This window comes from Dokdonella sp. GW821-FHT11D02, assembly GCF_058808595.1.
The window spans coordinates 2,445,357-2,470,003 of sequence record NZ_CM179520.1 but is presented as its reverse complement, the minus strand read 5'-3'; the positions used below and the strand labels follow the sequence as shown (position 1 = coordinate 2,470,003).

Annotated in this window: 21 protein-coding genes; 11 read left to right on the top strand and 10 right to left on the bottom strand. The window is 66.8% G+C overall.

Going from position 1 to position 24,647, the window contains the following annotated elements; translation table 11 throughout:
- Positions 1 to 13 precede the first annotated feature (13 nt).
- Positions 14 to 466 carry an SRPBCC domain-containing protein gene (locus AC3QL3_RS10365; protein WP_492898681.1) on the bottom strand — a complete coding sequence of 151 codons (453 nt, stop codon included), beginning with the start codon at positions 464 to 466 and terminating at the stop codon, positions 14 to 16.
- Between the two features lie 232 nt (positions 467 to 698).
- Between AC3QL3_RS10365 and AC3QL3_RS10360 the strand changes: the two genes are divergently transcribed.
- The 3 genes from AC3QL3_RS10360 (at position 699) to AC3QL3_RS10350 (ending at position 2,827) form a co-directional block, all read left to right on the top strand.
- Complete coding sequence (locus AC3QL3_RS10360; protein WP_492898679.1) at positions 699 to 1,148, top strand: nuclear transport factor 2 family protein; 450 nt, start codon at positions 699 to 701, stop codon at positions 1,146 to 1,148.
- Between the two features lie 88 nt (positions 1,149 to 1,236).
- Positions 1,237 to 2,412 (top strand): CDGSH iron-sulfur domain-containing protein, encoded by a 1,176-nt coding sequence (locus AC3QL3_RS10355; protein ID WP_492898677.1) that lies wholly within the window; start codon positions 1,237 to 1,239, stop codon positions 2,410 to 2,412.
- 64 nt (positions 2,413 to 2,476) lie between these two features.
- Positions 2,477 to 2,827, top strand: a complete 351-nt coding sequence (locus tag AC3QL3_RS10350; RefSeq protein ID WP_492898675.1) for a winged helix-turn-helix transcriptional regulator — start codon at positions 2,477 to 2,479, stop codon at positions 2,825 to 2,827.
- A gap of 20 nt (positions 2,828 to 2,847) precedes the next feature.
- Here AC3QL3_RS10350 and AC3QL3_RS10345 read toward each other — a convergent pair whose 3' ends face one another.
- Both AC3QL3_RS10345 and AC3QL3_RS10340 read right to left on the bottom strand, forming a co-directional pair.
- A complete protein-coding gene (locus AC3QL3_RS10345) occupies positions 2,848 to 3,207 on the bottom strand; it encodes a response regulator (protein ID WP_492898673.1) in 360 nt (119 codons plus the stop codon).
- Positions 3,200 to 6,484, bottom strand: a complete 3,285-nt coding sequence (locus AC3QL3_RS10340; RefSeq protein ID WP_492898671.1) for an ATP-binding protein — start codon at positions 6,482 to 6,484, stop codon at positions 3,200 to 3,202. Before AC3QL3_RS10340 ends, AC3QL3_RS10345 begins: the two co-directional genes overlap by 8 nt.
- A 301-nt stretch (positions 6,485 to 6,785) precedes the next feature.
- On the opposite strand from AC3QL3_RS10340, the gene AC3QL3_RS10335 reads away from it, so the two are divergent.
- The gene (locus tag AC3QL3_RS10335; protein ID WP_492898669.1) at positions 6,786 to 7,808 is read left to right on the top strand and encodes a S1C family serine protease; all 1,023 of its coding nucleotides are present in this window, start codon (positions 6,786 to 6,788) and stop codon (positions 7,806 to 7,808) included.
- A gap of 113 nt (positions 7,809 to 7,921) precedes the next feature.
- Here AC3QL3_RS10335 and AC3QL3_RS10330 read toward each other — a convergent pair whose 3' ends face one another.
- Positions 7,922 to 8,596 (bottom strand): NUDIX hydrolase, encoded by a 675-nt coding sequence (locus AC3QL3_RS10330; protein WP_492898667.1) that lies wholly within the window; start codon positions 8,594 to 8,596, stop codon positions 7,922 to 7,924.
- 14 nt (positions 8,597 to 8,610) lie between these two features.
- A complete protein-coding gene (locus tag AC3QL3_RS10325; protein ID WP_492898665.1) occupies positions 8,611 to 10,974 on the bottom strand; it encodes a protease pro-enzyme activation domain-containing protein in 2,364 nt (787 codons plus the stop codon).
- A 547-nt stretch (positions 10,975 to 11,521) separates the two neighbouring features.
- Between AC3QL3_RS10325 and AC3QL3_RS10320 the strand changes: the two genes are divergently transcribed.
- The gene (locus tag AC3QL3_RS10320; RefSeq protein WP_492898663.1) at positions 11,522 to 12,397 is read left to right on the top strand and encodes an NmrA family NAD(P)-binding protein; all 876 of its coding nucleotides are present in this window, start codon (positions 11,522 to 11,524) and stop codon (positions 12,395 to 12,397) included.
- Between the two features lie 85 nt (positions 12,398 to 12,482).
- Here AC3QL3_RS10320 and AC3QL3_RS10315 read toward each other — a convergent pair whose 3' ends face one another.
- Both AC3QL3_RS10315 and AC3QL3_RS10310 read right to left on the bottom strand, forming a co-directional pair.
- Entirely contained in the window at positions 12,483 to 13,232 is a 750-nt protein-coding gene (locus tag AC3QL3_RS10315; protein WP_492898661.1) for a hypothetical protein, read from the bottom strand.
- 324 nt (positions 13,233 to 13,556) lie between these two features.
- A complete protein-coding gene (locus AC3QL3_RS10310; RefSeq protein ID WP_492898659.1) occupies positions 13,557 to 14,513 on the bottom strand; it encodes a LysR family transcriptional regulator in 957 nt (318 codons plus the stop codon).
- A 130-nt stretch (positions 14,514 to 14,643) separates the two neighbouring features.
- Here AC3QL3_RS10310 and AC3QL3_RS10305 point away from each other — a divergent pair, with 130 nt between their 5' ends.
- Together AC3QL3_RS10305 and AC3QL3_RS10300 are read left to right on the top strand one after the other, a co-directional pair.
- Positions 14,644 to 15,381: an SDR family NAD(P)-dependent oxidoreductase gene (locus AC3QL3_RS10305; protein ID WP_492898657.1), complete on the top strand. Its 738-nt coding sequence runs from the start codon at positions 14,644 to 14,646 to the stop codon at positions 15,379 to 15,381.
- Positions 15,382 to 15,420: 39 nt separating this feature from the next.
- Positions 15,421 to 15,636: a tautomerase family protein gene (locus tag AC3QL3_RS10300; protein ID WP_492898655.1), complete on the top strand. Its 216-nt coding sequence runs from the start codon at positions 15,421 to 15,423 to the stop codon at positions 15,634 to 15,636.
- 26 nt (positions 15,637 to 15,662) lie between these two features.
- Here AC3QL3_RS10300 and pdxR read toward each other — a convergent pair whose 3' ends face one another.
- Positions 15,663 to 17,102 carry a MocR-like pyridoxine biosynthesis transcription factor PdxR gene (gene pdxR / locus AC3QL3_RS10295; RefSeq protein WP_492898653.1) on the bottom strand — a complete coding sequence of 480 codons (1,440 nt, stop codon included), beginning with the start codon at positions 17,100 to 17,102 and terminating at the stop codon, positions 15,663 to 15,665.
- A 109-nt stretch (positions 17,103 to 17,211) separates the two neighbouring features.
- Here pdxR and AC3QL3_RS10290 point away from each other — a divergent pair, with 109 nt between their 5' ends.
- The 3 genes from AC3QL3_RS10290 to AC3QL3_RS10280 are packed head-to-tail and all read left to right on the top strand — an operon-like array spanning position 17,212 to position 19,553.
- Positions 17,212 to 18,018, top strand: coding sequence for an MBL fold metallo-hydrolase (locus tag AC3QL3_RS10290; protein WP_492898651.1), 807 nt, complete (start codon positions 17,212 to 17,214; stop codon positions 18,016 to 18,018).
- A gap of 39 nt (positions 18,019 to 18,057) precedes the next feature.
- Positions 18,058 to 18,543, top strand: coding sequence for a cupin domain-containing protein (locus AC3QL3_RS10285; protein WP_492898649.1), 486 nt, complete (start codon positions 18,058 to 18,060; stop codon positions 18,541 to 18,543).
- Positions 18,540 to 19,553 (top strand): redoxin domain-containing protein, encoded by a 1,014-nt coding sequence (locus AC3QL3_RS10280; RefSeq protein ID WP_492898647.1) that lies wholly within the window; start codon positions 18,540 to 18,542, stop codon positions 19,551 to 19,553. The genes AC3QL3_RS10285 and AC3QL3_RS10280 overlap by 4 nt, the downstream gene beginning before the upstream one ends.
- Positions 19,554 to 19,770: 217 nt before the next feature.
- On the opposite strand, the gene AC3QL3_RS10275 is transcribed toward AC3QL3_RS10280, so the two are convergent.
- Together AC3QL3_RS10275 and AC3QL3_RS10270 are read right to left on the bottom strand one after the other, a co-directional pair.
- Positions 19,771 to 23,466, bottom strand: coding sequence for a reprolysin-like metallopeptidase (locus AC3QL3_RS10275; protein ID WP_492898645.1), 3,696 nt, complete (start codon positions 23,464 to 23,466; stop codon positions 19,771 to 19,773).
- A gap of 174 nt (positions 23,467 to 23,640) precedes the next feature.
- Positions 23,641 to 24,300 carry a hypothetical protein gene (locus tag AC3QL3_RS10270; RefSeq protein ID WP_492898643.1) on the bottom strand — a complete coding sequence of 220 codons (660 nt, stop codon included), beginning with the start codon at positions 24,298 to 24,300 and terminating at the stop codon, positions 23,641 to 23,643.
- A gap of 132 nt (positions 24,301 to 24,432) precedes the next feature.
- Between AC3QL3_RS10270 and AC3QL3_RS10265 the strand changes: the two genes are divergently transcribed.
- Positions 24,433 to 24,591: a hypothetical protein gene (locus AC3QL3_RS10265; RefSeq protein ID WP_492898641.1), complete on the top strand. Its 159-nt coding sequence runs from the start codon at positions 24,433 to 24,435 to the stop codon at positions 24,589 to 24,591.
- Positions 24,592 to 24,647 lie beyond the last annotated feature (56 nt).

The following is a 24,647-nucleotide window of genomic DNA, read 5'->3' as shown; positions in this document are numbered from 1 at the left end:
CCGTTTGCGCGCGTCAGCGCTGAAGCTCGATCAGTTTCGTTTTGCCCGCCGTGATTCCCGCTGAGGTTCCCGACTCGATCCAACTCTTCAGATCGGCCAGCACGTAGGCGAAGCCTTCCGTCGCGTCGAGCGCCGCGGCGTGCGGATCGGCGATGTCGGCGGCCAGATCGTGCAGCACCGTCACCGCGCTGCCGCCGGCGATCGGCTCCAGCTCGATGCGCACATGCGATCCGTCCGACCAATCCCATTCCAAGGTGTGGGGCGGATCGAGCCGTGTCGCCGTCGTATCGGTGTGGGCGCCGGCGACCTTGAACACCCAGCGCACGCTGCGCCCCAGCGCGAGCGGCGCGTCGGCCGATGCGAGCCAAAAGCGCGTCAGCGCGGCGGGATCGATGAAGGCCGCGTGGATACGCGCAGGTTCGCTTTCGATCCACAGGGAAACGCGCACGCGCCGGTTCTCGCTCATTGCCGCCTCTCCGTAAGCCCGATGACCGAAATGCTGCGAGGCGGCAACTGAGTCGCGGGTGAACCCTGCCGCCGCGGTGAAAGCTCGCATTCGGCTTCGGCGCCGACGGACTTCTTCTCGGCACGTTGTTATCGTTCGCCGCCACGAACCAATTGGTTCGTTGAAATGCACTTGCCGCCCTGCTCTTTTACGCGCACTCGCTCGTCCCTCCATCCCGCCATCGGAGAACCGCATGCGTTCGATACTCTGGAGTTGGATCGTTTGTGCCGCCTGGATGGCGACGTCCGCGCAAGCCGGCGAAGTCGGCGACTATCGCGCGCTGCCGAAGGATCTCGCCGCCGCCGCGACCGCCTACGACCTGGCGCAATTCAAATCCGACCGTGCCGAACTCGAGCGCTTGCTGGCCGACGACTATGCGGTGGTGGACGCGGACGGTAAGACGCATACCAAGGCGGACTCCATCGCCGATGCGACCGCACCCGGGAGCAAGACGCTCGCGGTCGACCTCACCCAGCCGGTCACGCGCGTCTGGCGCGACGGCGCGGTGCTCGGCGGAATGGTCGATGCGAAAGGGCTCAATCGCGGCAAGGAGTCGACCATCCACGCGCGTTTCGTCGACGTCTGGGCCAAACGCAAAGGGCATTGGCAGGTCGTCTTCACGCAAGTGACCAAGGCCGATTGAGCATGGTCGGATCGCTTTTGCTCTCGCCGGCATCGGATCGGATCGATGCCAATCCGTCGCACGAAGGCCGTGCGAAGGCGGCTTGCGCGTGACGGACGAGCCGAGCCAACCCGAAGTCGCCATCGGCGAGCAGATCGAAATACGCTTCGACGCGCGGCTGTGCATCCATTCGCGATTCTGCGTATTGCAAGCGCCGGACGTCTTCAAGGCGAACACGCCGGGCGAGTGGATCTTTCCCGATCAAATGCACGCGGCCGCGCTCGCGGCGGTCGCGCGCAATTGCCCCTCGGGCGCCATCGCCTATCGCGCCAAGGATGCCGCGCTCGACGAGGTCGATCCGCCGGTCAATACCATCCGCACGCGCCAGAACGGGCCCTACGCGATCGATGCGCGCATCGAGATCGCCGGTCATCCGTCCGCTGCACCGATGCGCCGCCGCACGTTGTGCCGCTGCGGCGCGTCGCGGAACAAGCCGTTCTGCGACGGCAGTCATGCGGAGGTCGCCTTCCAAGCCACCGGCGAGCCCGACACCCTGCCCTATCGTCCGCTCGACCCGCGCGCCGGCCCGCTGACGATCACCCCGATGAAAGACGGTCCGCTCGAAGTCGCAGGACCGGCCGAGCTGGTCAGCGGCACCGGACGAACCTTCGCCAAGACCACGCACGCCCTGCTCTGCCGTTGCGGCGGATCGAGCAGCAAGCCGTTCTGCGACGGCACGCATGCGCTCAACGGCTTCAGCGATCGTCCGCCAGCGGAACGGCCGACGCCGCATCCGAACCTGCCCTCGCTCGCGATATGGGCCGGCGGGCGCGAGAAGCTGAAGGCGCTGACCGTCGCGTTCTACGCCAAGGTGCCGCACGATCCGCTGCTGGCGCCGGTGTTCGAACACATGGATCGCCGTCACGCCGAACGCGTCGCCGACTTCATCGCCGAAGTGTTCGGCGGCGCGCCGCTCTACTCCAGCGAAGGCGGCAGCCACATCGGCATGATCGCCAAGCATCTGGGTCGCCGCATCACCGAAGCGCAGCGCGCGCGCTGGGTGGAGATGATGCTCGAGACCGCAGTCGAAGTCGGCCTGCCGGCCGATCCCGCGTTTCGCGACGCGTTCGTCGGCTACCTCGAATGGGGCTCCAAGCTCGCGGTCATCAACTCCGCCGAGGGAATCGAAAAACCCGAAGGCGAATGGCCGATGCCGCGCTGGGGTTGGGGACCTGCGCAAGGGCACCGCGAGGCCGGTGACCGCTCGAACGACGCCGACAAGTGATGGCGTCGTTCGCTGGCTCTCGGTTCGCTCGCCCTCGCGCCGCCGCAGCGCCTATCATGCGCGTATGACCCAGCGCGGCAGAACCTACGGTTGCCCGGTCGAGTTCGCGCTCGACACGCTCGGCGGCAAATGGAAAGCGGTGATCTTGGCGCGGATCAAGCAAGAGCCGTTGCGCTATTCGGAATTGCGCCGGCTGATTCCGTCGCTGTCGGACAAGATGCTGACGCAGCGTCTGGCGGATCTGGTCGAGACCGGCTTCATCGCATTGCAGGCCGGTGCCGACGGCAAGGAGCGCTACGCGATGACTGCCAGCGGTCGCGAGCTCGCCGCTCCGCTGCAGGCACTGTACGACTGGGGCAACAAGCACGGACGCACGTTCGGCGTGCGCTTCCGCACTGACACCGAGCGCGCCTGACGCGGCGATCGCAGCGGTGCTCAAGCGCTAAAAAGTGTGCGCAGCGCGCGCTCGAGATCGCGCGTTCGGAACGGTTTGGTCAACACCGATGCCGAGGTCGGCTCCGTTTCCGCCATGCCGCCGTAGCCGGTCACGAACAGATACGGAATGCCGCGTCGCGCCAGCACGGCGGCGACGTCGACCGAGGAACGTCCGGCGAGATTGAGGTCGAGAACCGCCGCATCGGCGTCGACCGATTCGGCTTGCGCGAGAGCTTGTTCCAGCGTCGCCGCGCTGGCCGCGACGACGCAGCCGATCTCCTCGAGAAAATCCTCGAGCAAGATCGCGATCATGCCTTCGTCTTCGACCACGAAGATGCGCTTACCGGCCAGCTCAGGCACGCGACCCCTCCCCGCCGGCGTGTGCGCTCGGCGCACGACGCTGCCGCATCTCGAGCGTCGCTTCCATCGTGCAGCGCAGTCCGCCGGGTGCGAAGTCGAGCTCGACGCCGCCGCCCAAGTCCTGGCTCAAGCCGCGCGACAGCAGGCGCATGCCGAAGCCGCGACGCCGCGGCGCGCGCACGGGTGGCCCGCCGCGTTCGATCCAGCGGATGCGCAACAACGGCGGCGCGGACTCGGGCACCAGCTGCCAAGAAAGGTCGACCGTGCCGCCCGCGACCGACAGCGCGCCGTACTTGATCGCGTTGGTGACGAGCTCTTGCAAGGCCATCGAAAGCCCGATCACCTGACGCGGCGACAGCGACACCGGCGGACCTTGAATCGAAAAGTCGGCACGCCCTTCGAGCCGGTGCGGCCGCAGCGCGTCGGCGACGACGCGCGCGATCGGCGCGTCCTCCCAGTGCTCGCGCGTCAGCGTGTCGTGCGCCTTGGCCAACGCGATCAGGCGCTGGTCGAGCTGATCGCGCGCGAGCTCGGAACCTTCAACCTCGCGCAACGACTGCCGCACGATCGATTGCACGATCGCGAGAGTGTTCTTGACGCGGTGATTGAGTTCGTCGAGCAGCAGCTTGCGATGTTGTTCGGACTGCTTGCGCGCGGTCACGTCGGTGGCCATGCCGAACCACTCGACAATGCGGCCGTCTTCGACGATCGGAATCGCGCGCGACTGGGCCCAGCCGACCGAGCCGTCGATGCGGCGCACGCGATGCTCGAACTCGAAGACGCTCTTTTCGCGCACGGCGTTCTCGATCGCGCGAGTCACCTCGGCGTGGTCTTCCGGCAGGATGTATTCGGTCAGCCAGGCGATGCTCGGCCGCTCGAGGTCGGCGAGAAAGCCGCGGCCGTCGAGGTGGCGCATCTCGGTCCAGTCCGCGCTCATGCGATAGACCACGTTGGAAGACGCGTTGACCAGGGCGCGGAAGCGCGCCTCGCTCTCGCGCAGCGCCGATGCTTCGCGCCGGCGCAAGTCGACCAGTCGAAGCGCGTTGTTCGCGCGCGCGAGCAGCTCGTCGGCGGAGAACGGCTTGGTCAGGTAGTCGTCGGCGCCCGCGTCGATGCCTTCCACGCGCGCGGCGTCGCCGGCGCGTGCCGAAAGCAGAATCACCGGAATGCCTTGCAGACTCGGATCGGCGCGCAGCGCGCGCAGGAAGCCGAAGCCGTCCAGGCGCGGCATCATCACGTCGGTGACGACCAGATCGGGCGGCCGGGCGGCAACTGCGCGCAGCGCTTCCTCGCCGTCCGACGCGACCACGACTTCGTGATGCATCGCGATGCGCCGCGCGATGTACTCGCGCATGTCGGTGTTGTCGTCGACGACCAGCACGCGCCGCCGCGGCACGTCCGTCTCGAGGTAGTCGGGCGGCGAGTCGACTTCGAGCGCGTCCGGCGCCGGAGCGGACAGCCAGCGCGTCGCTTCCTCGACGTAGGCGCGCGGGCGAATCGCGGTGGAGAGGCGAGCTCGTTCGGCGCGTATGCGCTCGGGCGGCAGGTGCGAGGATCCGCTCGGAATCGTGACGCGAAAGGTGCTGCCGCGGCCCTCGCTGCTGTCGACCTCGATCGTGCCGCCGTGCAAGCGCACGATCTCGTGCACCAGCGCCAGGCCGATGCCGCTGCCCTCGAACGAACGCCCGCGCGCCCCGCTGATGCGATGGAAGCGCTTGAACAGGTTCGGCAGTTCGTGTGCCGCGATGCCAGTTCCGGTATCGCTGACGCCGAGCACGACGTACTCGCCTTCGCGCCGCACGCGCACGGAAATGCGGCCTTCGAAGGTGAATTTGAATGCGTTGGAAACCAGGTTGAGGACGACCTTTTCCCACAGCTCGCGATCGACGACGGCGATCACCGGTTGCGCGGCATCGATTTCGAGGTCAAGGCCGGCGCGTTCCACCAGCGATCGGAAGTTGCTCGCCAGCTCCGCGCTCAGCTGCGCCAGGTCGGTCGGCTCGTACACGGCATCGGCGCGACCGGCCTCGATGCGCGAGAAATCGAGCAGTGTGTTGACCAGCTTGGTCAGCCTGAGCGCGTTGCGATGCGCGACTTCGATCATTGCCCGGCGCGCGACCGCCTCGTCCGGCACGACCCCACCGAGCAAGTCCTCCAGCGGCGCCAGCAGCAGCGTCAGCGGCGTGCGGAATTCGTGGCTGACGTTGGAGAAGAACACGGTCTTCGCGCGATCGATCTTGGCCAGCGCTTCCGCGCGATGCCGCTCGGCCTGGTAGGCGCGCGCGGTCGCAATGGCGGCCGACACCCGCGCCACCAGCAGATCGAGGAAGGCCAGATAGCGCTCGTCCAAGGCCAGCCGCGCACTCACGCCGACGACGAGGAAGCCCGCTAACTGGCCCGGCGGCGACGATTGGATCGGCGCGACGAAAGCCTTCTGCGGCGGATCGGACCAGGGACCGGGCGGCACCTCCTCGAAGCGCTCGGACAGCGCTTCGACGATCACCGGCGCCTGCGTGCGCGCGACCTCGTCGAAGCGCCAGCAGTTCGACGGCGTGGCAAGATCGATCGATATCGGCGCGGCCGGCGCACCGCCGGCGACGCCGGTCGCGCCGGCGAGACGGGCGCGATTCCCTTCGCTTTCGCAGAGGTAGATCAGCGCGAACGGGATGTCGAGCGGGTATGACGCGAGCGCCTGCGCAATCTCCGCACAGACTTCCTCGACCGGCCGCGCCGCCCCGCTGTCGCTGCCGACGTCGCGCAAGATGGCGAGGCGCCGTTCGCCGATCACCTTCTCGGTGATCTCGTTCACCGTCGCCAGCACGCCGCCGATACCGTTCGGCGCGGTGTCGTCCGGAACCGGACTGTAGGCGAATTGGAAATGGCTTTCTTCGAAGAAGCCGTGGCGATTGATCTCGAGCTGGATGTCGTCGGTCCAACTCGCCGGACCGCCGTGGAATGGTGTGTCGATCAGCGGTGCGAGCACGTGCGCGACTTCGGTCCAGACCTCACGAAACGGGCGACCGAGCGCCCACGGATGCTTGGTGCCGAGCACCGAACGGTAGGCGTCGTTGTAGATCGACAGATAGTCCGGCCCCCACCAGAGCAAGTGCGGGAAGCGGCTCGCCAACAGCACGCCGACGATCATCTTCAGCGCCGGCGGCCACTGCTCGGGCGGTCCGAGTGGCTTCTGCGCCCAATCCATCGCGCGCATGCGTTCGCCCATCTCGCCGCCGCCGGCGAGGAAGGAAAGACTGCGGTCGGAAGTGCTGCCGGACAACTCGGCTCCCTCATCGAATGCGTCGCGGTCTCGAGGTTCCGGTAGCGAGACCAGGGTGGCGCGAAGGGCGCCAAAGATGCCATCTCGGGCGCCGCCGTGTCGAGACGGTTGGCGCCGCCCGCGGTGCGTCGCATTCGATCACACCGGCAGCCGGCGCAACGCTGAAAATCGCAACCGTTTGGCCGGCTAAATCACGGCGGCTGACGTCGAGGCGGATCGACGATCGCGTCCCCGACGGCTCTTCCTGGGCGCCGGATAGCGCCCTGCTTGAGCGCGGCGCGCCGGCCCCCATTTCCAGCGCATGCTCGAATCCGACTCCCCTTGCGGCGGCGACCCGGTCCCCGCCGATCAGACTCGCGACAGCCTCCCCGCCGATGAAAGCGCGGCGCTCGACGCCTACTCCCGCGTCGTCACCGGCGTGGTCGAAACGGCCGCCAATGCGGTCGTTTCGATCGCGGTATCCGGCCGCAGCGGCCACGACGGCCGCGCCCTGCCCGGCGGCGGCGGTTCCGGTTTCCTGTTCACGCCCGACGGGCTGATCCTGACCAATTCGCACGTCGTGCATCGCGCGCGACGGATCGAGATCGCGACCACGGCCGGACAGAACTTCGCCGCCGATCTGATCGGCGAAGACCCGCATACCGACGTCGCGCTGCTGCGCGTCGCCGCGCCGCAGCCGCTGCCGACCTTGCCGCTCGGTTCGGCGCGCGCGATTCGCGCCGGCCAACTGGTGGTCGCGATCGGCAATCCGCTCGGCTTCGCCTGCACCGTCACCGCCGGCGTCGTCAGCGCACTCGGCCGCAGCCTGCGCTCGACCGGCGGACGTCTGATCGAAGACGTGATCCAGACCGACGCGGCGCTCAATCCCGGCAATTCCGGCGGCCCGCTGCTCGATGCCGGCGGCCGCGTGATCGGCGTCAACACGGCGATCATCGCCGGCGCGCAAGGCATCTGCTTCGCCACCTCGATCGACATCGCCAACCAGGTCGTCGCCGAGCTGATGCGGCACGGTCGAGTGCGTCGCGCTTCGCTCGGCATCGGCGCGCAGAATCTGGAGCTGTCGCGACGCTACGTGCGCTGGTTCGAATTGCCCGCCGCCACCGCCGTGCGTGTGATGGAAGTGAGCGACGACGGCCCGGCCGCACAAGCCGGCTTGCAGAGCGGCGATGTCGTCGTCGCCTTCGGCGGCCAGCCGATCGACGGCATCGATGCGCTGCATCGCGTGCTGAATGCCGATGCGATCGGTCGCGCCGCGCAGATCGAGGTGCTGCGTCGCGATCGGCGCGTGCGCCTGGATGTCGTGCCGCGCGAACTCGTCGGCTGATTCGACCTCGCGCTGGGCTGCGCGGAGCGCCGGAGGAATCGCTAACCTCGCATTCCAAGCATCGCGACATCGGCCGCATGTTGTGAACGAACGCGGCGGCAGGTTCGGAACGATCAATCTTCCGCGGAGCTTCCATCGGCGATGCCACCGGCGCCGCCAACCCAAGCTTCGAGGCGATCCAGCAAGGGCCGCTGCCCGGCGAGAATCTTCGTGCGGGCTTCCGCCAGCGAGAACCACGCCACGCGATCGATCTCCGGAAACGTCTGCAGCTTGCCGCTGCGCGGCGGCCACTCGATCTCGAAAGGGTTGCTGCGCAACGCAGCCACGTCGAACTCGCCCTCGAGCGCGAACGCTTCCACCCACTTGCCGCCGGCCTGCCGGATGCTGCCGAGCGAATGGATTTCTCCGACCACGGGCATGCCGAGTTCTTCCTCGAACTCGCGCCGCGCTGCCGCTGCGGCCGATTCTTCGCCGACCAATTCCCCTTTCGGGATCGACCACGCGCCGTCGTCGCGGCGCTGCCAGAACGGACCGCCGGGATGTGCGAGCAGGACGAGCCGTTGTTCGCCCTCGTTCCGGTACATCAAGATGCCCGCACTGCGCTTCGGCATAGATGAGCGGATGTCGCGCCCGCTTCCGTCGACAGGAATCTCATTATGACGGCACGCGCTCGATTCGTACGGACGACGATGGCGGTTCGGATCTCGGCAAGGCGCCCGCGATGCACTTCGACTCCACGAAAAGGGAGGGCCGCACGCGGCGGCCCTCCTTCCAACGAGATCGAACAACCAAGCAATCGTACTTACTGCACCGTCAACGTCACATCGTCGAGTACGAACGAGGTCTGCAACGAAGAATCCTCGGCACCGAGGAAACGCACCTGCACGGTCTGGCCGATGTAGGCGGACAGATCGTTCGTGTGCACCGCGTAGCCGGTGTTCTTGTTGAGGTTCGAGTAGGTCTGCAGCGTCGCCAGCACCGTGCCGGACGAGTTCAGCACCTGCACCTTGAGGGTGTCGTAGGCCGTCGTCGTGGTGGTCTCGGCAGTATCGATATGCAGGTAGTACTGCAGCGTCGCCGAAGTCTTGCCGGCCGTGATCGTGACCGGCTGCGCGATGCTCTCGCTGTGGGTCGAACCGTAGCCGTCTAGCCAGACGAAGTGCGTACCCGCATGCGGCGACTCGCCGGTGCCGCAGGCGGTCGTGCAGATCGAACCGGTGGTACCGGTCCACGGCGCCGTGCCGCTTTCGAAGCCGGTGTTGGAGAACAGCTGCGTGCTGCCGCCGCTGCCCGTGCTGACCGTCACCGATTGCGTCTTGGTGTTGGACGCATTGCCATTGTCGGTCACCGTCAGCGTCACCGTGTAGGTGCCCGCGGCCGCGTAGGTGTGGCTCGGGTTGGTCGCGGTCGAGGTGCCGCCATCGCCGAAGTTCCACGCGCGCGACGCGATGGTGCCGTCGCTGTCGGTGGAGGAGTCGGTGAAGCTCGCGCTGAGGCCGCTGGTGGTGACGCTGAAGTTCGCCGTCGGCGGTACGTTGCTCCCACCGCCGCCGAGATGATTCAGCGCCGAACTCAGGACCATGCTGCCGCGGCCGCTGGCGAGGTCGTAGCCGGCAGCGGCGGAAATGCCGTTACTGCCCGAGGTCACGTCGTGGAAATCGCCGGCCGGCAACTGATACAGCAAGGGCGCGGCGAAGCCGAGATTGCCCTTGATCGCGATCACGCGCGCCCACAAGCCGGCGAAGATCGGCGAGGACAGGCTGGTGCCGCCGACCTGCTGCGTGCTGGTGCCGTCGACGACCAGGGCGCCCGAGCTTGGATCGCCGTCGAAGGCGACGTCGGCGACGCCGCGATGCGCGCCGCTCCACAGCGTCTGCCAGCTCGGCTTCGGTTCGATCGTGCTCTGGCTGCCGCCCGAATCGCTCCACACCGTTTCGCCGTTCCACGAGGCGCTGGCGCCGGTGGAAGCGTCGAGCCGCGTGCCCGATACCGCGACCACGTAGGGCGAGTTCGCCGGCCAGCTCGCCTTGGTGCCGCCGTCGCCGCATTCGTCCGCGCCGGAGTCGCCGGTCGAGAACGAGAACGTCTGGTTCTGCGCCACCGCTTGCGCCAGCGACTGATCGCCGGTCGCGATCAGGCCTTCGCTTTGCGCATCCGCTTCGCAATAGCCGAGCGAGCCGTTGACGATCTTCGAGGTGTTGTCGGTCACCGCGGTGTTGATGCCCGATGCGATCGCCGAGCCGCTGGTCACGTTCGGCATCATGTAGAACACCAGCGCGCCGACCTGGCCGCCGCCGGCACCGACGATGCTCTGACTGTCGAGCTCCCACTCGGTGACGCCTTGCGTGTCGCTGTTGGCGGTGCCGACCGTCTGCGTCGTCACGGTCGAGAAGCCGTTGTTGGAGGTGAAGCGGTTGAGCGAACTGATCACGCGCGAGAGATTGCCGTCGGCCAGGATACCCACGCGCACGCCGGCCGCGGTGGCGACGCCGCTGCCGCCGTAGATCGAAGAGAACTCGGCCGGGTTATGGCCGACGATCGCATTGGTGACCGGGCCGCTGTTGTCGAGGAAGCGGTGCATCAGGTACGGGCGCGTCACGTCCTGCAGACCGAGAATCGCGAGCACGTCGCCGGCCAGTTCGGCCGGCACCGAGGCCGGTTCGCTGTTGGCGTAAGCCTCGCGGCCGTCCTTGGTGACCACGCGCGACAGCCGCGTGGCGAAGGCCGACTGCACGACGTCGGCGCTGCCGTCGGCGGTGATCAGCAGACGGTTCGAGGCCAGCTCGATGTTCTTGAAGCCGGATTTTTCGAGATAGTCGATCACCGCCTGCGCACGTTCCGCGGTCGGCGCGTGCGCCGCCAGGAACTCGGCGCCGGTCATCGCCGGTGCCGTCGTGCTGCGGGTGACGAAGTTGCGCGACGCGATGCGCGCGTCGAGCTTGGCGCGATCGCGCATGCGCAACGATACGGTGATGTGGATCACCTTGTCGTTCGCCACCACACCGCTGAACTGCAAACCTTCCGGCAGCGTCTTCGCCGGCGTCACCTTGCCGGCATTGCTGTCGATGGCCGCGCCGGTCGCCGCTTGCGCCGCGGTGCCGCCGCAGGCGAGCACGATGGCCGCCGCCAAAAGGTTCCGATGCAAGATCCGAATCGTCGTTTGCATTGCTGACTCCCTCCAATGCGAATGGTCGTTGCGCGCAACACATACCGGGCGCGGCCTTCTGCCGGCTCCGCCGTGCTGCGCGTCCTCTTGCTTGGTGCAATTTCCAAACGTGAAACGATTACCCCTGCAATCGTCGAAGGCGCTCCCATCGCCTCGCCCCGGCGAGGCGATGGAAGGCGCACAAGGGCTTGTTTGCTGCGTGAAGCGGAGGCCCGACGTCGACTGCGTCGTCGTTGCTATCACCCGAAAGCTGTCAACAACCTGACAGATTGCGAGACACGCCCCGAAGTGTGCGTCGCTTCCCAATGTGCAAAAGCACATCGCTCGTCGCGAGTCGTGCGAATGCATCGGCGAGGCATTGCGCGCTCCGCGCAGTCGCGCATCGACGGCGCGTCTTGCGATTCGCTTTTCGCACACGCGCGGACGTGCGAGTGACATGCGCGGCGAAGTCTGGCTCGCACCTGAGTGCGCCTGCGAACAGTTCAGCCGTTCATCAAGTTCGTGACGCCATTCTCGTATTCGCCCATAGCTCACCATGGAGGCTGTCGTGAATATCGTTCTCGGTGGCACCGGCCACGTCGGCGCGGCTACGGCACGCGCGCTACTCGCACGTGGCGAGCCGGTTACGGTAGTGACGCGCGAGGCGGCGCACGCGACCGCATTGAAGCAAGCCGGTGCGGAAATCGCGGAAGCCGACGTGCGCGACGTGCAAGCCCTGCGTGCCGTCTTCCGCCAAGGCCGCCGCGCCTTTCTTCTCAATCCGCCGGCGGCGCCGTCGACGGATACCGATGCCGAGGAACGCGCCAATCTCGCCGGCATCGTCGAGGCGCTAGCCGGCTCCAAGCTGGAGAAGGTCGTGCTCGCGTCAGCCTACGGCGCGCGACCCGGCCAGCGCTGCGGCGACTTGACCGTCTTGTACGAATTGGAGCGGCGCGTGCGCGCACAGCCGATTCCTGCGGCCATCAATCGCGGTGCGTACTACCTGAGCAACTGGGACGGCCTTCTCGACGACGTACGCGCGACCGGCGTGCTGCGCAGCTTCTTTCCGGCCAACTTGTCGATCCCGATGGTCGCGCCGGCCGATCTCGGCGAGATCGCCGCGCGCCGTCTGCTCGAATCGAAAGGCGAGACGGCTCTGCGTCACGTCGAGGGTCCGCAGCGCTACACGCCGCAGGATGTCGCCGACGCCTACGCGCAGGCGCTGGGCATCGAGGTGCGGGTGGAAAGCGTGCCCGCCGAAGCGTGGGAAAGGGCCTTCCGCGAACTCGGATTTTCCGAAGCCGCGGCGAAGTCGTACGCGTGCATGACCGCAACCGTGGTCGAGGACATGGCGATGGCGGAAGACCCTCTGCGCGGCAGCACGACCTTGCAGGAGCACATACGCGGCGTGGTCGAATCGAGTCGTGCCGGAGCGGCTCGGTAAACATTGCCGAGCACGTGAATCCTTCGCGCGAGCGCACTGAAGGCCGCCAATCGGTGCGGCCTTCAGTGTCGCAAAACGAAAACGCTCAAGGAGACGGCGGGTACTCGTGCGTCACCGTGCCCGCGGCGTCCAAGAACTTCAGGCTCGGATCGTCCGCCGCGTCGACGCCGAGGCGCGAACGCTCGTTGCCGGCCTGGTCGTTGAGGCTGAAGATGTTGCGGCTGGAGTCGGGCGCGTCCGGATAGTTCTCTTCGCTCAACAGCGTGCGCAGCTTCGCCTCCGGATGCGTGGCGGCGAATTCCTCCAGGCGCGCCTGCTGCTGTTCGGGCGGCAGATGGCGGATGTCGTCGCGCAGATCGAGATATTCCTTGATCGACCAGCTCGGCGTATCCCAGATTTGCATCTTCGCGATCTGGTTGGTGCCGTCGCTCCTGGCGTCGATCGCGAACATCTGGTCCTGATCGTACGCGTCGAAGCTGAGATGGCCCCAACGCAACTTGTTCGCCTCGCCGGCCTTGCTGCCGCCGAAGGTGAGGCCGCCGCTTTCGGTTCCTTGCGCGTCGTAGAACAGCATGCCGGCCGCGTTCGACGGTTTGCGGTTGCCGTAGTCGGGATACTCGTGGCCGGCGACGATCACGTTGGGGATCTTGCGGTTGTTGGACAGCACCATGCGCAAGGTGCCGTCGGGCTCGATGAAGTTGATGCGTTGTACGGTCAGGGTATCGAAGCGCGCATCGCGACCGCCGCTCTCGGTGAAGCCGCTGAGCAACATCGCGACGCAGGCCAAGGTCAGCGCGCCGGAATACACCACCAAAGCTTTCTGTGCATCGAACATGGTTTCGCTCCTGATCGAAGGGCGACGGCGGGATCGCCGATCGCCGGTCTCGCGTGCTCGTCGACCGCGCGAGCGGCGTCGACGAACGCGAACTGCGAAGACGCGCATCCGGAGTGGATGAGCGAGGGCGAAGAATTCGCCGCTTGCGCGATGCTCGCACTGCACCGTGGACGCGACCGCGATGCGGGTAGCGAATTGCACATGCGGCCGCTTTCGATTTGGTGCGTACGTTCAGCGGCGTCGAGAGCGCGTGAAATCAGAGCTATGCGATGCAATCGATACGAGCAGGTCTTCGCACAACGCCGACGCTTGCCGCGGCCCCGCTTACGACTTGCGTCGAGGCGACGAAGCCTTGCGTGATGCCGGCGACCGCGTACGCGCCTGTTCGATCAGGAAATCGACGAAGACGCGCACGCGCGAGGGCAACAGACGGCCATGCGGATACATCAAGCTGACCGGCCGCGAGCGTCCACCGAAGGACTGCAAAACCTCGACCAAACGACCGGCAGCCAAATCCTGCTCGACGATGAAGCGGTAGGTTTGGAACAAGCCGGCGCCCGCCCTGGCCAAGGTCACGCCGGCGAGCACGTCCTCGGCGCAGACGTAGTGGCCGGCGGTAAAGATTTCCTGCTCGCGGCCATTCTCGGCGAACAACCAGGAAATCGGCCGTCCGCTGCTGGGCAGATCGAACTGGATGCATTCGTGCCGTTCGAGGTCTTGGAGGTTCCGCGGCGATCCCGCCTCTTGCAGATAGGCGGGGCTGGCGACCACCACCAGTACCGCTTCTTCGAGGTGGCGCGAAACCATCATCGAATCGGGTTGCGCGCGAAAGCGGATGGCGAGATCGAAATTCTCCTCGCGAAAGTCGACGTTGCGGTTGCTGATGTGCGTTTCCAGCTTGATCTGCGGATATCTGGCACGAAACGCGGGCAGCAGCGGCAGCAGACGGTAGTGCCCGTAAGTAGTCGGCGCGCTGATGCGGATCGTGCCCGCCGGCTGTTCTTGTTCGCCGCTGATCCTGCGCTCCGCCTCGATCAGCTGATCGAGCGCGGCGCGGCTCTGCTCGTAGTAGACCTTGCCGCTTTCCGTCAGCCGGATGCGCCGCGTGGAGCGCACGAACAAGCGCGCCCCTAGGCGCTGTTCCAAGCGCGCGATCGAGCGGCTGACCGCCGCAGGCGTGACGCCGGCGGTCTTGGCCGCCGCGGTGAAGCTGCCCGCCTCCACCGCGAGGCAGAACAACTCGATGCTGCCGAGCAGGATGTCGTCGAAATGTCGCTGCATATTCTTTACACCATGTATCAATACAAGTGTACCGAATCCGATTTTTTATACGTTACGACATCAATACATTGCCTCCCGACGGCGGGAAAGAGTCCGTGCCGACATCCAATCACGCATCGGGAGACGTCTCATGAGCAGCTCAAATAAACGCACCGTGGTCATCACCGGCGCCAGCAGCGGCATCGGCCTGGGCCTGGCCGAAGCCTTTTTGAATCAAGGCGACAACGTCGTCGGCAGCAGCCGCAGCGCCGAGCGCTTGCGCAGCGCTGCGGAAAAGCTGAACGCGGGCGAGCGCTTCTTCGGCGTCGTCGGCGACGTCGGCAAGCCGGAGTCGGCGCGACAGCTGTTCGAGCAGGCGATCGCCCGTTACGGCAAGGTCGACGTGCTGATCAACAACGCCGGTCTCTTCACGCCCAAGCCGTTCGTGCAGTTCACGGTGGAAGAAATCGAAGAGAACATCTCGACCAATCTCAAGGGCGTCTTGTACGCCTCGCAGCAAGCGGCCAGCCACATGAGCGAGCGCAAGAGCGGCAAGATCATCAACATCACCGCGGCCATTGCGATGCAGCCGCTCGGCGACGTGCCGGCCCTGCTCGCGGTCGCGATCAAGGGCGGCATCAATCAGGCCACGCGAGCCTTGGCGCTCGAACTCGCGCCGCACGGAGTGACGGTCAACGCGGTCGCGCCCGGCATCATCGATACGCCGATGCATGCACCGGAACATCACGCCGCGCTGGCACGCTTGCATCCGCTGGGTCGGATCGGAACCAACGCCGACATCAATGCGGCGGTGCTCTATCTCGCCCAAGCCGACTTCGTGACCGGCACCGTGCTGCCGGTCGACGGCGGCTTCAGCGCCGGCCGTTGAAGCAGAGCAATCGACCCCATCGTCCTTGAGGAGCGCAGCATGCCTTTCGTCAGCATTCGCATCACCCGCGAAGGGAACACCGCCGAACAGAAGGCCCAGGTCATCGCCGAAGTAACCCAAACCCTGCAGCGCGTGCTGCACAAGCCGCCCGAATGGACGCATGTCGTGATCGAGGAAGTCGATACCGACAATTGGGGCTTCGGCGGCCTGACCACTACCGAGTTTCGTCAGCGCGCGAAGCTCAGCGCGTCGTAACGGCGTGCTGCGTTCGCCGCCGAGATTCAGCCGTCGCGCCGCTCCGCCCGTAGCAAGCTGCGCCGCCATTGCGCCAGCGCGGGCCGGATCGCTTCCGCATCGATCGTGCCGTAGCCGCAGACCAGGGCTGGCGACGGTGGCGTAAGGGCGTAGTCGGTGATCGACTGCGCGCCGGGCAGGCACTCGGCCATCGACGCGAGTATCGCCGGAGCGCGGCGCGGCTCGAGCACGCGGGCGGCCAGATGCAAGCCGGCCTCCGGCGCAATCGCTTGCAGCCAGTCGCCGAGGAGGTCGTGCAGGCCTTCGAGCAAGGCGTCGCGCCGTGCCGCGTAGATCGGGCGCATGCGACGTACGTGGCGTGCGAGATGACCCTCGCGGATGAACGCCGCGAGTACGGACTGGCTGTGCGGATCGCAGTGCGGGTCGACGCACGACTTCACCGCGAGCAGCGCCTCGCGCGCCCATGCCGGTGCCACGATGAAGCCTTTGCGCAGCGCCGGAAACAGGCTCTTGGAAAACGTGCCGACATAGAACACGCGTTGGTCGCGATCGAGCGTCTGCAAGGCGTCGAGCGGGCGCGGACCGAAACGGAACTCGCCGTCGTAGTCGTCCTCGATCACGACGGCGCCGGTCGCGCGCGCGAAATCGAGCAAGGCGCGGCGGCGGCGCAGCGAAAGCACCACGCCGGTCGGCGACTGGTGCGACGGCGTCACATAGATCACGCGCACGTCGCGTTCGAGCCGATCGACGCACAGCCCCTCCTCGTCGACGGCGATCGGCACGATTTCCGCACCGGCCGCGAGGAACGCGGCGCGCAGCGGCGGATAGCCCGGTTCCTCCACCGCGACGCGCGTCTGCCCCGAGCGCACCAGCAAGCGGGCGAGCAGATCGAACGCCTGCTGCGCGCCGGTGGTGACGACGACGTCCTCGCCCGTGCACGCGACCGCGCGTGCGAAAGCGACGTGCTGCGCGATCGCTTCGCACAACGCCGGCAGGCCCTGCGTCGGACCGTAGGCGAACGCCGCCTTGGCCCAGGCGCGTTGCGCGCGTGCGCTCAGCCGCTGCCAGGTCGCGAACGGGAAGTACCGATGCTCGGGCATGCCCAGACGAAAGCTGCGCGCCGGCAGCGAGCGGCTCGGCATGCCGCGCAGCGCAGGTGTCTGCCAGATCGGATCGATCGGTATGCGTGCGTGGGATCTGGGCGCGGCACGCGGCGAAGGTTTGCGCGCCGCGTGCGCCGTCACCACCGCCTTGGCACCGCGTCGCGTCGCGACGTAACCCTCGGCGATCAGCAAATCGTACGCGGCGATCACCGTATTGCGCGCGATGCCGTAGGCCGACGCGACGCGCCGCGTCGACGGCAACTCGGTGCCGGCGCGCAAGCGCTGGTCGAGGATCGCGGCGCGCAGCTGCGCATGCAGGGAACGCGTGCGCGTGACGCTGCTGCGGCCGTCGTCGAAGCTCAACGAGAACTCGAAAACTGGTTCCTGCAAACTCATACAAACTGGCTCATTACTGGAACCACGACGAGTCTACAGTGCGACCCTACCAGTGCAAGCCGAACGAGCGAACCCGATGCCGGCATCGATCTGCGAAACCTGCGGCACCCAACACGCGGAGGCGCCCTCGCCGCCCGCCCGCTGCGACATCTGCGAGGACGAACGCCAATACGTCGGCTGGAGCGGCCAGCGCTGGCTGAGCCACGACGAACTCGCCGCCACGCACGCTTTGCGCATCGACGACGACGCCGGCCTGCTCGGCATCGCGATCACGCCCGACTTCGCGATTCCGCAACGCGCCCTGTTGCTGCCGACCGACGCCGGCAACCTGCTATGGGAATGCGTCAGCCTGGTCACCGACGCCGCGCTCGCCGCGCTGCGCGCACGCGGCGGCGTCGATGCGATCGCGATTTCGCATCCGCATTTCTACTCGTCGATGGTGCAATGGAGCGAGGCGCTCGGCGGCGTGCCGATCCTGCTGCACGAGGCGGATCGGCATTGGGTGCGGCGTCCGTCACCGCTGATCCGTTATTGGAGCGGCGATTTCCATCGCCTGTCTTCGACGGTCACCTTGATCCGCTGCGGCGGCCATTTCGAAGGCAGTACGGCGCTGCATTGGCGCGACGGAGCGCGCGGCGGCGGCGCCTTGTTCCCGGGCGACGCCTTGCAAGTCGCGCAGGACCGTCGCCACGTCGGCTTCATGTACAGCTACCCCAACTACATTCCGATGCGAGCCAGCGCGGTACGCGCGATGCGCGCGCGCCTGGAAGGATTGCCGTTCGAGGACGTGTACGGCTTTTCCTGGGGCCGCAACATCATCGGCGGCGGTCGCGCGGCCGTCGACGCCTCGTTCGCACGCTACCTCGAAGCGGTCACCGCCTGAGCGCGGCTTTGCGACCTCAAGTCCCTTATGGAGATTCCGATGAACGCCCTGCTTCTCGCCGCGCCGCAGGCGGCGCGCACCTACCTGCCGGCGCAGTTCGCCGCCAGCGCAACGATACCGTGGATACCCGGCGGCTCGGCCGGCAAGGAGAGCAAGCTGCTGCACGTCTTCCCCGACGGCCGCGGCTTCGTCGAACTCTTGCGCATGCAACCGGGGGTATCGATGCCGCTGCACCGGCACAGCGGCGAGATCCATGCCTGGAATCTCTCCGGCTATCGCAAGCTGTGCACGGGCGAAGTGATCGGACCGGGCGACTACGTATACGAACCGTCCGGCAACGTCGACTGGTGGACGATCGTCGGCGAAGAACCGATGACCGCCTTCATCGTGGTGATGGGCGAAGTCGAATTCCTGCACGCCGACGGCAGCGTCCGCGCGCGCGCTTCGGCGCAGACGCAGGTCGAGGAATATCGCACCTACTGCGCAACCTACGGCCTGCCGCTGCGAGAGGGATTCGAGCGATGAAGCGGACGATCGGAAGTGGATACCGCCGCGCTTCGTTCCGGCCTTGGTACTTCGGCGCGCTCGCATCGATCGTGCTCGCCTGCGCACCGTTCTCTCCGGCGGCGCAGGCCGAAACCGGCCAAGCCTTCGCCGAGCAGACCGGCGCCAGCCTGATCGGACGCGAAGTGCCGCCGCTGGTGCTGACCAGCATCGACGGCCAGCGTATCGATCTCGGCGCCTTGCGCGGACACAAGGCGATCTACCTTAAATTCTGGGCGACCTGGTGTTCGCCGTGCCGCGAGCAGATGCCGCATTTCGAGAAGGCACAGCGCGGCGCCGGCGACGATCTCGCGGTGATCGCGATCAACGCCGGCTTCGACGACAGCGTCGAGCAAGTCCACGCGTTCGGCCGCGAATACGGCCTGACCATGCCGATCGTGCGCGACGGCGACGGCCGCCTCGGCGAAGTCTTCGGCTTGCGCGTGACGCCGCAGCACATCATCGTCGGTCGTGACGGCCGCATCGCCTACGTCGGCCATCTCGCCGACGCCAAGCTCGACGCCGCGCTCGCGGCCGCTCGCGCGTCCCAGCCGAAGGCGATCGCGACGGCCGCGGCCAAGCCACTCGCCCGCGATCCTGCACCATCAGCCGTGCTCACGACGATCGACGGCACCACGATCGCACTCGCCGATCCTTCCGGCCGCCCCACCCGCCTCGCCTTTTTCGCGCCCTGGTGCGAAAGCTACTTCGAGAAGACACGCCCGCAAGCGTCGAGCGGCTGCCGCGCGATTCGCGAACGACTGACCTCACCACCGAAAGGCGAGCGCTGGATCGCGATATCGCTGGGCCTGTGGACCTCGGCGGACGATCTGCGCGAGTACCGCGAGAAGAATCACGTGGACGTTCCGCTGGTGCTCGACGCCGATGGCTCGTTGTTTCGGCGCTTCGGTGTGCGGGAAATGCCGGCAGCGTTCGAACTTGATGGACATGGTGGACCGCGTCAGCTCGAGGTCGCTGCGCTCAGGCACTAGCGGCGGCGTAGTCGATGCATGGCGGAAGCGGAATAGTACGGGCTCGCACCCGCTCAAATGTGCGAGTCGTACGCAAGACGCTGACTCAATCGACTATTGCGGAATCCGCCGCCTCGCCACGCTGACGGCGAAGTATCGGTTCTGAGGATTTCACCGGCGGCGGTGTCGTCGACACCGCCGCCCCTTGCTTCTCGGCGAAGGCGAACCTCGCCGTCGATCAGGGATCGAAACCGTCCTGGAAGATGAAGTCCGGCGCCGCACACGAGCCGGGACCGACCACGCACTGCGCCGGCGCGATGCTCGAAGTCAGCGTCATGCCGGACGAGGTGATGGTCGCGCGGTTGATCGAGAACGCGGTGAAGTCGGTGCCGTGATCGTCCGCCTGCCAGCCGATCGTCGCACTGTCGCCGTTCGCAGCTGCGGCGTTCTTGTAAACGATGTCGAACAGGTTCGAGTTCTCGTGGAACAGCACGGCGAAATTGACGTTCGGTCCGTTGCCGACGATGCGCCCGCGCCACTCGACTTTGAAGACGCGGTTCGGCGCGGTGCCGCTGACCTCGGTGAAGACGCCGGCGGTTCCGGCGCGCAGGTCGAGATCTTCCCAGTAGGCGAACAGCGTCGGCGCATTCACCGGAAACACACCGCTCTCGCCGCCGCCGCTGCCGAACGCCGGCAACGGCGTGTTGCCCCACGCTTCGGTGCCGCCGGAGGAGACGAACTGGATGTTGCCGTTGGTGCTCACGCGCAGCGTGCTGCCGCCGGCGATCGGCGTGTTCATGATCGAGAAGTCGAAATCCGCCGGCACCGTCACCGAAGCGATGGCGTCGTCGGCACGTGTGCCGGCCACCAGGGTGCCGGTGCTCGAGATCGTGCCGCCGCTGCCCGCGGTGAAGGTGTAGGTGGAAGCCACCGCCCGTCCGACCGGCAGACTGAAGTCGAGCGTGCGCGAGCCGCCGCCGGCGTAGGTCACGGTCTGGGTGAAGTCGATCGTGCTGAAGCAAGTCAACGTGGAATCGGTGCTGATCTGGTAGGCGGTCGTGTTCGCACCGCTCGCGGCCGCGGCGAGATCGGCGTAGCTCGACGCGCCTTGTGTGATCGTCACGCCCGGCGTGGTGGTCGCGAGCGTGCTCGAAATCGCCGTCGCGCCGCTGGCGCCTTCGTTCTTCAAGGTCACCGTGGCGGCGTTGCACTTGTTCGGTTCGATCAGGTTGTTGCCGCTGCTCACGGCGGCGCCGCCGAAGTTCAGAAGCGGCTCGGGCGTCGTCACCTGCACAGTGAACTCGCGCGTCTCGACCGCGCCGCAAGTGTCCGCCGCGCTCGCGCGAATCTTGTAGTAGCCGTATGTCGTTGCCGGCGTGGTGGTCACGGTGACGGTGCCGTCCGCCGCAATCGATACCGTGCCGCCGCCGGGCAACGTCGTCGGCAGCACCGACACGCCGACGTAGTTGCCGTTTGGATCGCCGGGCGCCGCCGACGGCGTGAACGTAGCAGTGGTGCCGCGCGTCATGATCTGGCCGGAATAGGTGCCGAGCGTCGGCGCCTGGTTCGTGCTGACCTGCACGTTGACGAAGCCGGTGGTGGTCGAGCCGGCGCTATCGCTCACGGTCAGGCGCAGCGGATACACGCGACTGCCGTTGGTCGGCGCGACCAGCGCGCACGAGGCCGCCGCCGTCAGCGAAACCGTGCCGGCGTTGTTCGCCACCGACGCGGTCAGTTCCTGCGGTACGTCGGACAGCGCCAGCTGCAGGGTGCCGGCGGCATCCTGCGTATCGGCGACGGTGGCGACGTTCGCACTGCCGGCCGGGCTGCCCTGCCGCACGGCGAGCGGACCGGTGACGGTGATCGTCGGCGCGGTATTGGTGCCGGTGATGGTGAAGTTCGCATCGGAAATGTCGAAGTACACGTTGCCGATCGCTTCGACCTTCACGCGCGCCTGCGTCGTCGCCGCGGTGTCGGCCGGAACGGTGACGTCCGCGCTGCCGTTGTTGGGCACGCTCGCGGCCAAGGTCTTCGGCCAGGTGTAGCCGCCGTCGAGCGACAGCTTGATTGCCACGTTGGCGGTGTTGACCGGCGCCGCATTGGTGTTCGCCACGTTCCAGCTCACCGTCTGGGTGGAGCCGGCGGCCCAGTTCACCGCGGTGTTCGGCACGGTCACGGCGAACGGACCGGCCGTATTGTTGACCGTGAGCACGGTGGCCGCTTCGTTGGTACCGCCGCCGCCGGCGCGGTTGTCGCGCACGGTCACGCGGAAGTTGAGCGTGCGGCTGGTGGTCGGCAGGAGTTCGCCGGTGTAGACGTTCGGCGAGGTCGTGCCCGGCAGCGGCGCGGTGGCCGGCACCACGTTGGCGTTGTTGAGGATGAAGCGCAGGCTCGGATAGGTGCGCGACGGATCGGGCGTCGGATCGAACGCGCGGAACAGCGGACGAGTGCCGTTGTCGGCCAGCGCGCCGCCGGTGGTCGACGCACCCAGATCCATCTCTTCCCACAAGTAGGTGATCGGATCGCCGTCGGGATCGCTGCCGCTCGCGGTCAGCGTGAACGGCGTGCGCGCGGGTATCGTGAACGCCGGCGCTGTGCTCACGGTCGGTGCGGTATTGCCGGTGGCCGAGGAAACGCCGCAGCTGCCGTCGCCGGCGATGTAGGTGAAGATGCGGTTCAAACTGGAGCGATGGAAATAGTCTTCGCTGTGCGGCTGCAGGTTCTCCGAACCGCAGATGCCGGCGTAAGCCATGACCGTGATGCCCGAGCCCGGCTCGTACGCGTCGGACTCTTCGCGATTGCCGCCGCCGCAGCTCGACACTTCGCTGTTGAACGTATGCGGGCCGCCGAACTGATGACCCATTTCGTGCGCGACGTAGTCGATGTCGTAAGCGTCGCCGGTCGGCGCGCTCGAGCCGGTCACGCCGTTCGCCTTACCGCCTTCCTGGCAGACCACGCCGAGGCCGGCGATGCCGCCGCCACCGGTGCTGAAGACGTGGCCGATGTCGTAGTTCGCGCTGCCGATGTAGCGGTCGATCGCCCACTGGTTCTCGTCCAGCAGCGAGCTGCCGTCGCTGTTGGTGAACGGATCGGTAGCGGGGTCGGTGTAGATGTTGAGGTCGGTGTTGTCGACCAGCACCATGCGCACGCCGACTTCGCGCTCGTAGATGCCATTGACGCGGTTCATCGTGCCGACCATGCCGGCCAGCGCGTCGGTGACCGAGCCGCCCTGGAAGCGGGTGTATTCGCCGGTGGCCGACAGCGCCAGGCGATAGGTGCGCAAGGTGTCGCCGGAGGCGGTGTTCGGCGTCGGCGATGAAGCGATGTCCTGCACCGGTTCGTTGTGCAGCAAGCCGCGCGTGTCGCGCACGGTGCACTGCATGCGCTCGCCGCTGCGTATGTAGTCGCGCTTGGCGTAAGCGATGTAGTGCGAAGTGTCGTTCTTCTGATACGGATCGACGTAGACGGCGCCGGCGGCGCTCAGAATCTGCGCGCGAAAACCCTTCGGGGTGAGATCGAAGCGCAAGGTCGCGGCCGGATCGGTGATGCCTTGGCCGAGATAGGTGCGGATCTGCGGATACTTCGCCGCGAGCCCCGGCTGCATGATCGGCGATTCGACGACGCGGAATTCGGCGTACTGCCCGTCCGGCAGCGGCAGCGTGAGCGTCACCGGACTCTTGCGCACGTCTTGCGCCGATTCCTGCGGCGCGTCGGCGAGCAAGGCCGCCAGGCGCGTGCGGTCGAGCGTCAAGGTGCGATAACGCGAAGGCACGATCGAGCGCGCCGCAACGCTCTGTATGCTGGTTTCGGCGACGTCTTGCCAGAGGCCGCCGCCGGCCGCGCCGGCGGCCGCTTGACCGCTCTGCGCCCAGGCGCCGTTGACTGCGGCCGCACATGCCAGGCCGATCAGGAAGCAGCTGCGATTTCGTTTCACGTCATTTCCCCAAAGTGCGGTGGCGCGCCGCGACCGAATGCGCCGGCGGGCAAGTCCCCCGACTCGCCAGAACGGGCTAGTGTAGTCCGAGCCGCCGGCTCGGGGCCTGGACAAACTCACCGACTTTTCCAGTGCGGCTGCGGCGCGGTGTTGCGGAATCGAGCGCCGATGCGCTCACGCTTTGGCCGGCAGATACGGCGCGCCGCCTGTGCGGCCGACGAATTTGTATTGGCCGGGCGGCAAGTACAGCGGAAAGATCGACGCTTCCTCGCGCCGCAGATCGCGCGCCGTCCATTGCGCGGCGTGCGCGATGTCCTTGACGAAACGGCTGCGCTGCGCGCGGTTCCAAGGACCGCTCAAGTAGTGGTTCAAGACCGCGCTGACCCGCATCGAACCCGCGTCGAGTTCGTGCAGCAGGGCCTGCAGCTGCATCGACGCCGCCGCGTCGCGTTGCAGCGCCCAGCGCAGATAAGGATGCAGCTGCACGCTCTTGAGCAGGCCGACGTGACGGAACACGTCGGCGAAGATGCGCATCTGATTCACCGCTTCGTCCAAGCGCCGGGCGCGGCAGTGATCGAGCAAGCCGCGCATCGCCGCACGCGCGGCGGCGTGATCGCGCGTCAGCTCGGTGACCAGGGTGGGACGGAAACGAACGGGGAAATCGGCGGAGTCGCGGTCGAACGAGTGCCTGGCGAAAAATCCAGGGTTGCTGGTGGCTTCCTTACTGAAGAAGGTGAAGCGCATGCGTACTGACCATGGGTCGACATTGATAAATGTAGACGTTTCAGTGATCGAGTGCACAATTCGCGAAGCAGCGTCACAAATGTTGAACAAGATGTCACTTCGGTGAAGTCGCCGCTGCGGAATGAGCTTCTGCCGCAGTCTGCGTTGCGAGCCGCACCCTCCTATGGTGTAGTGAATCGCTGCACGTGCAGCGGCCTATCGAGGTGCGTTCTCATGGATCCAATGACGAATGCGACAGAGTCTCCGCTACGCCGTCCGCTCGGACGTCTGCTGGCGCTGGAACTGAAGCCCGAAGAATTCGATGTGGAAATGTTGCGCAAGGGCCAGTTCCTCACGCGCTTCGTCACCCAGCGCGGCGATCCGCCGGACGACGTGTTCTGAATGCCACCGAGCCCCCTGCGAAGGGGGCTCTTCATTTCGGAACGGAGCTTTGATCG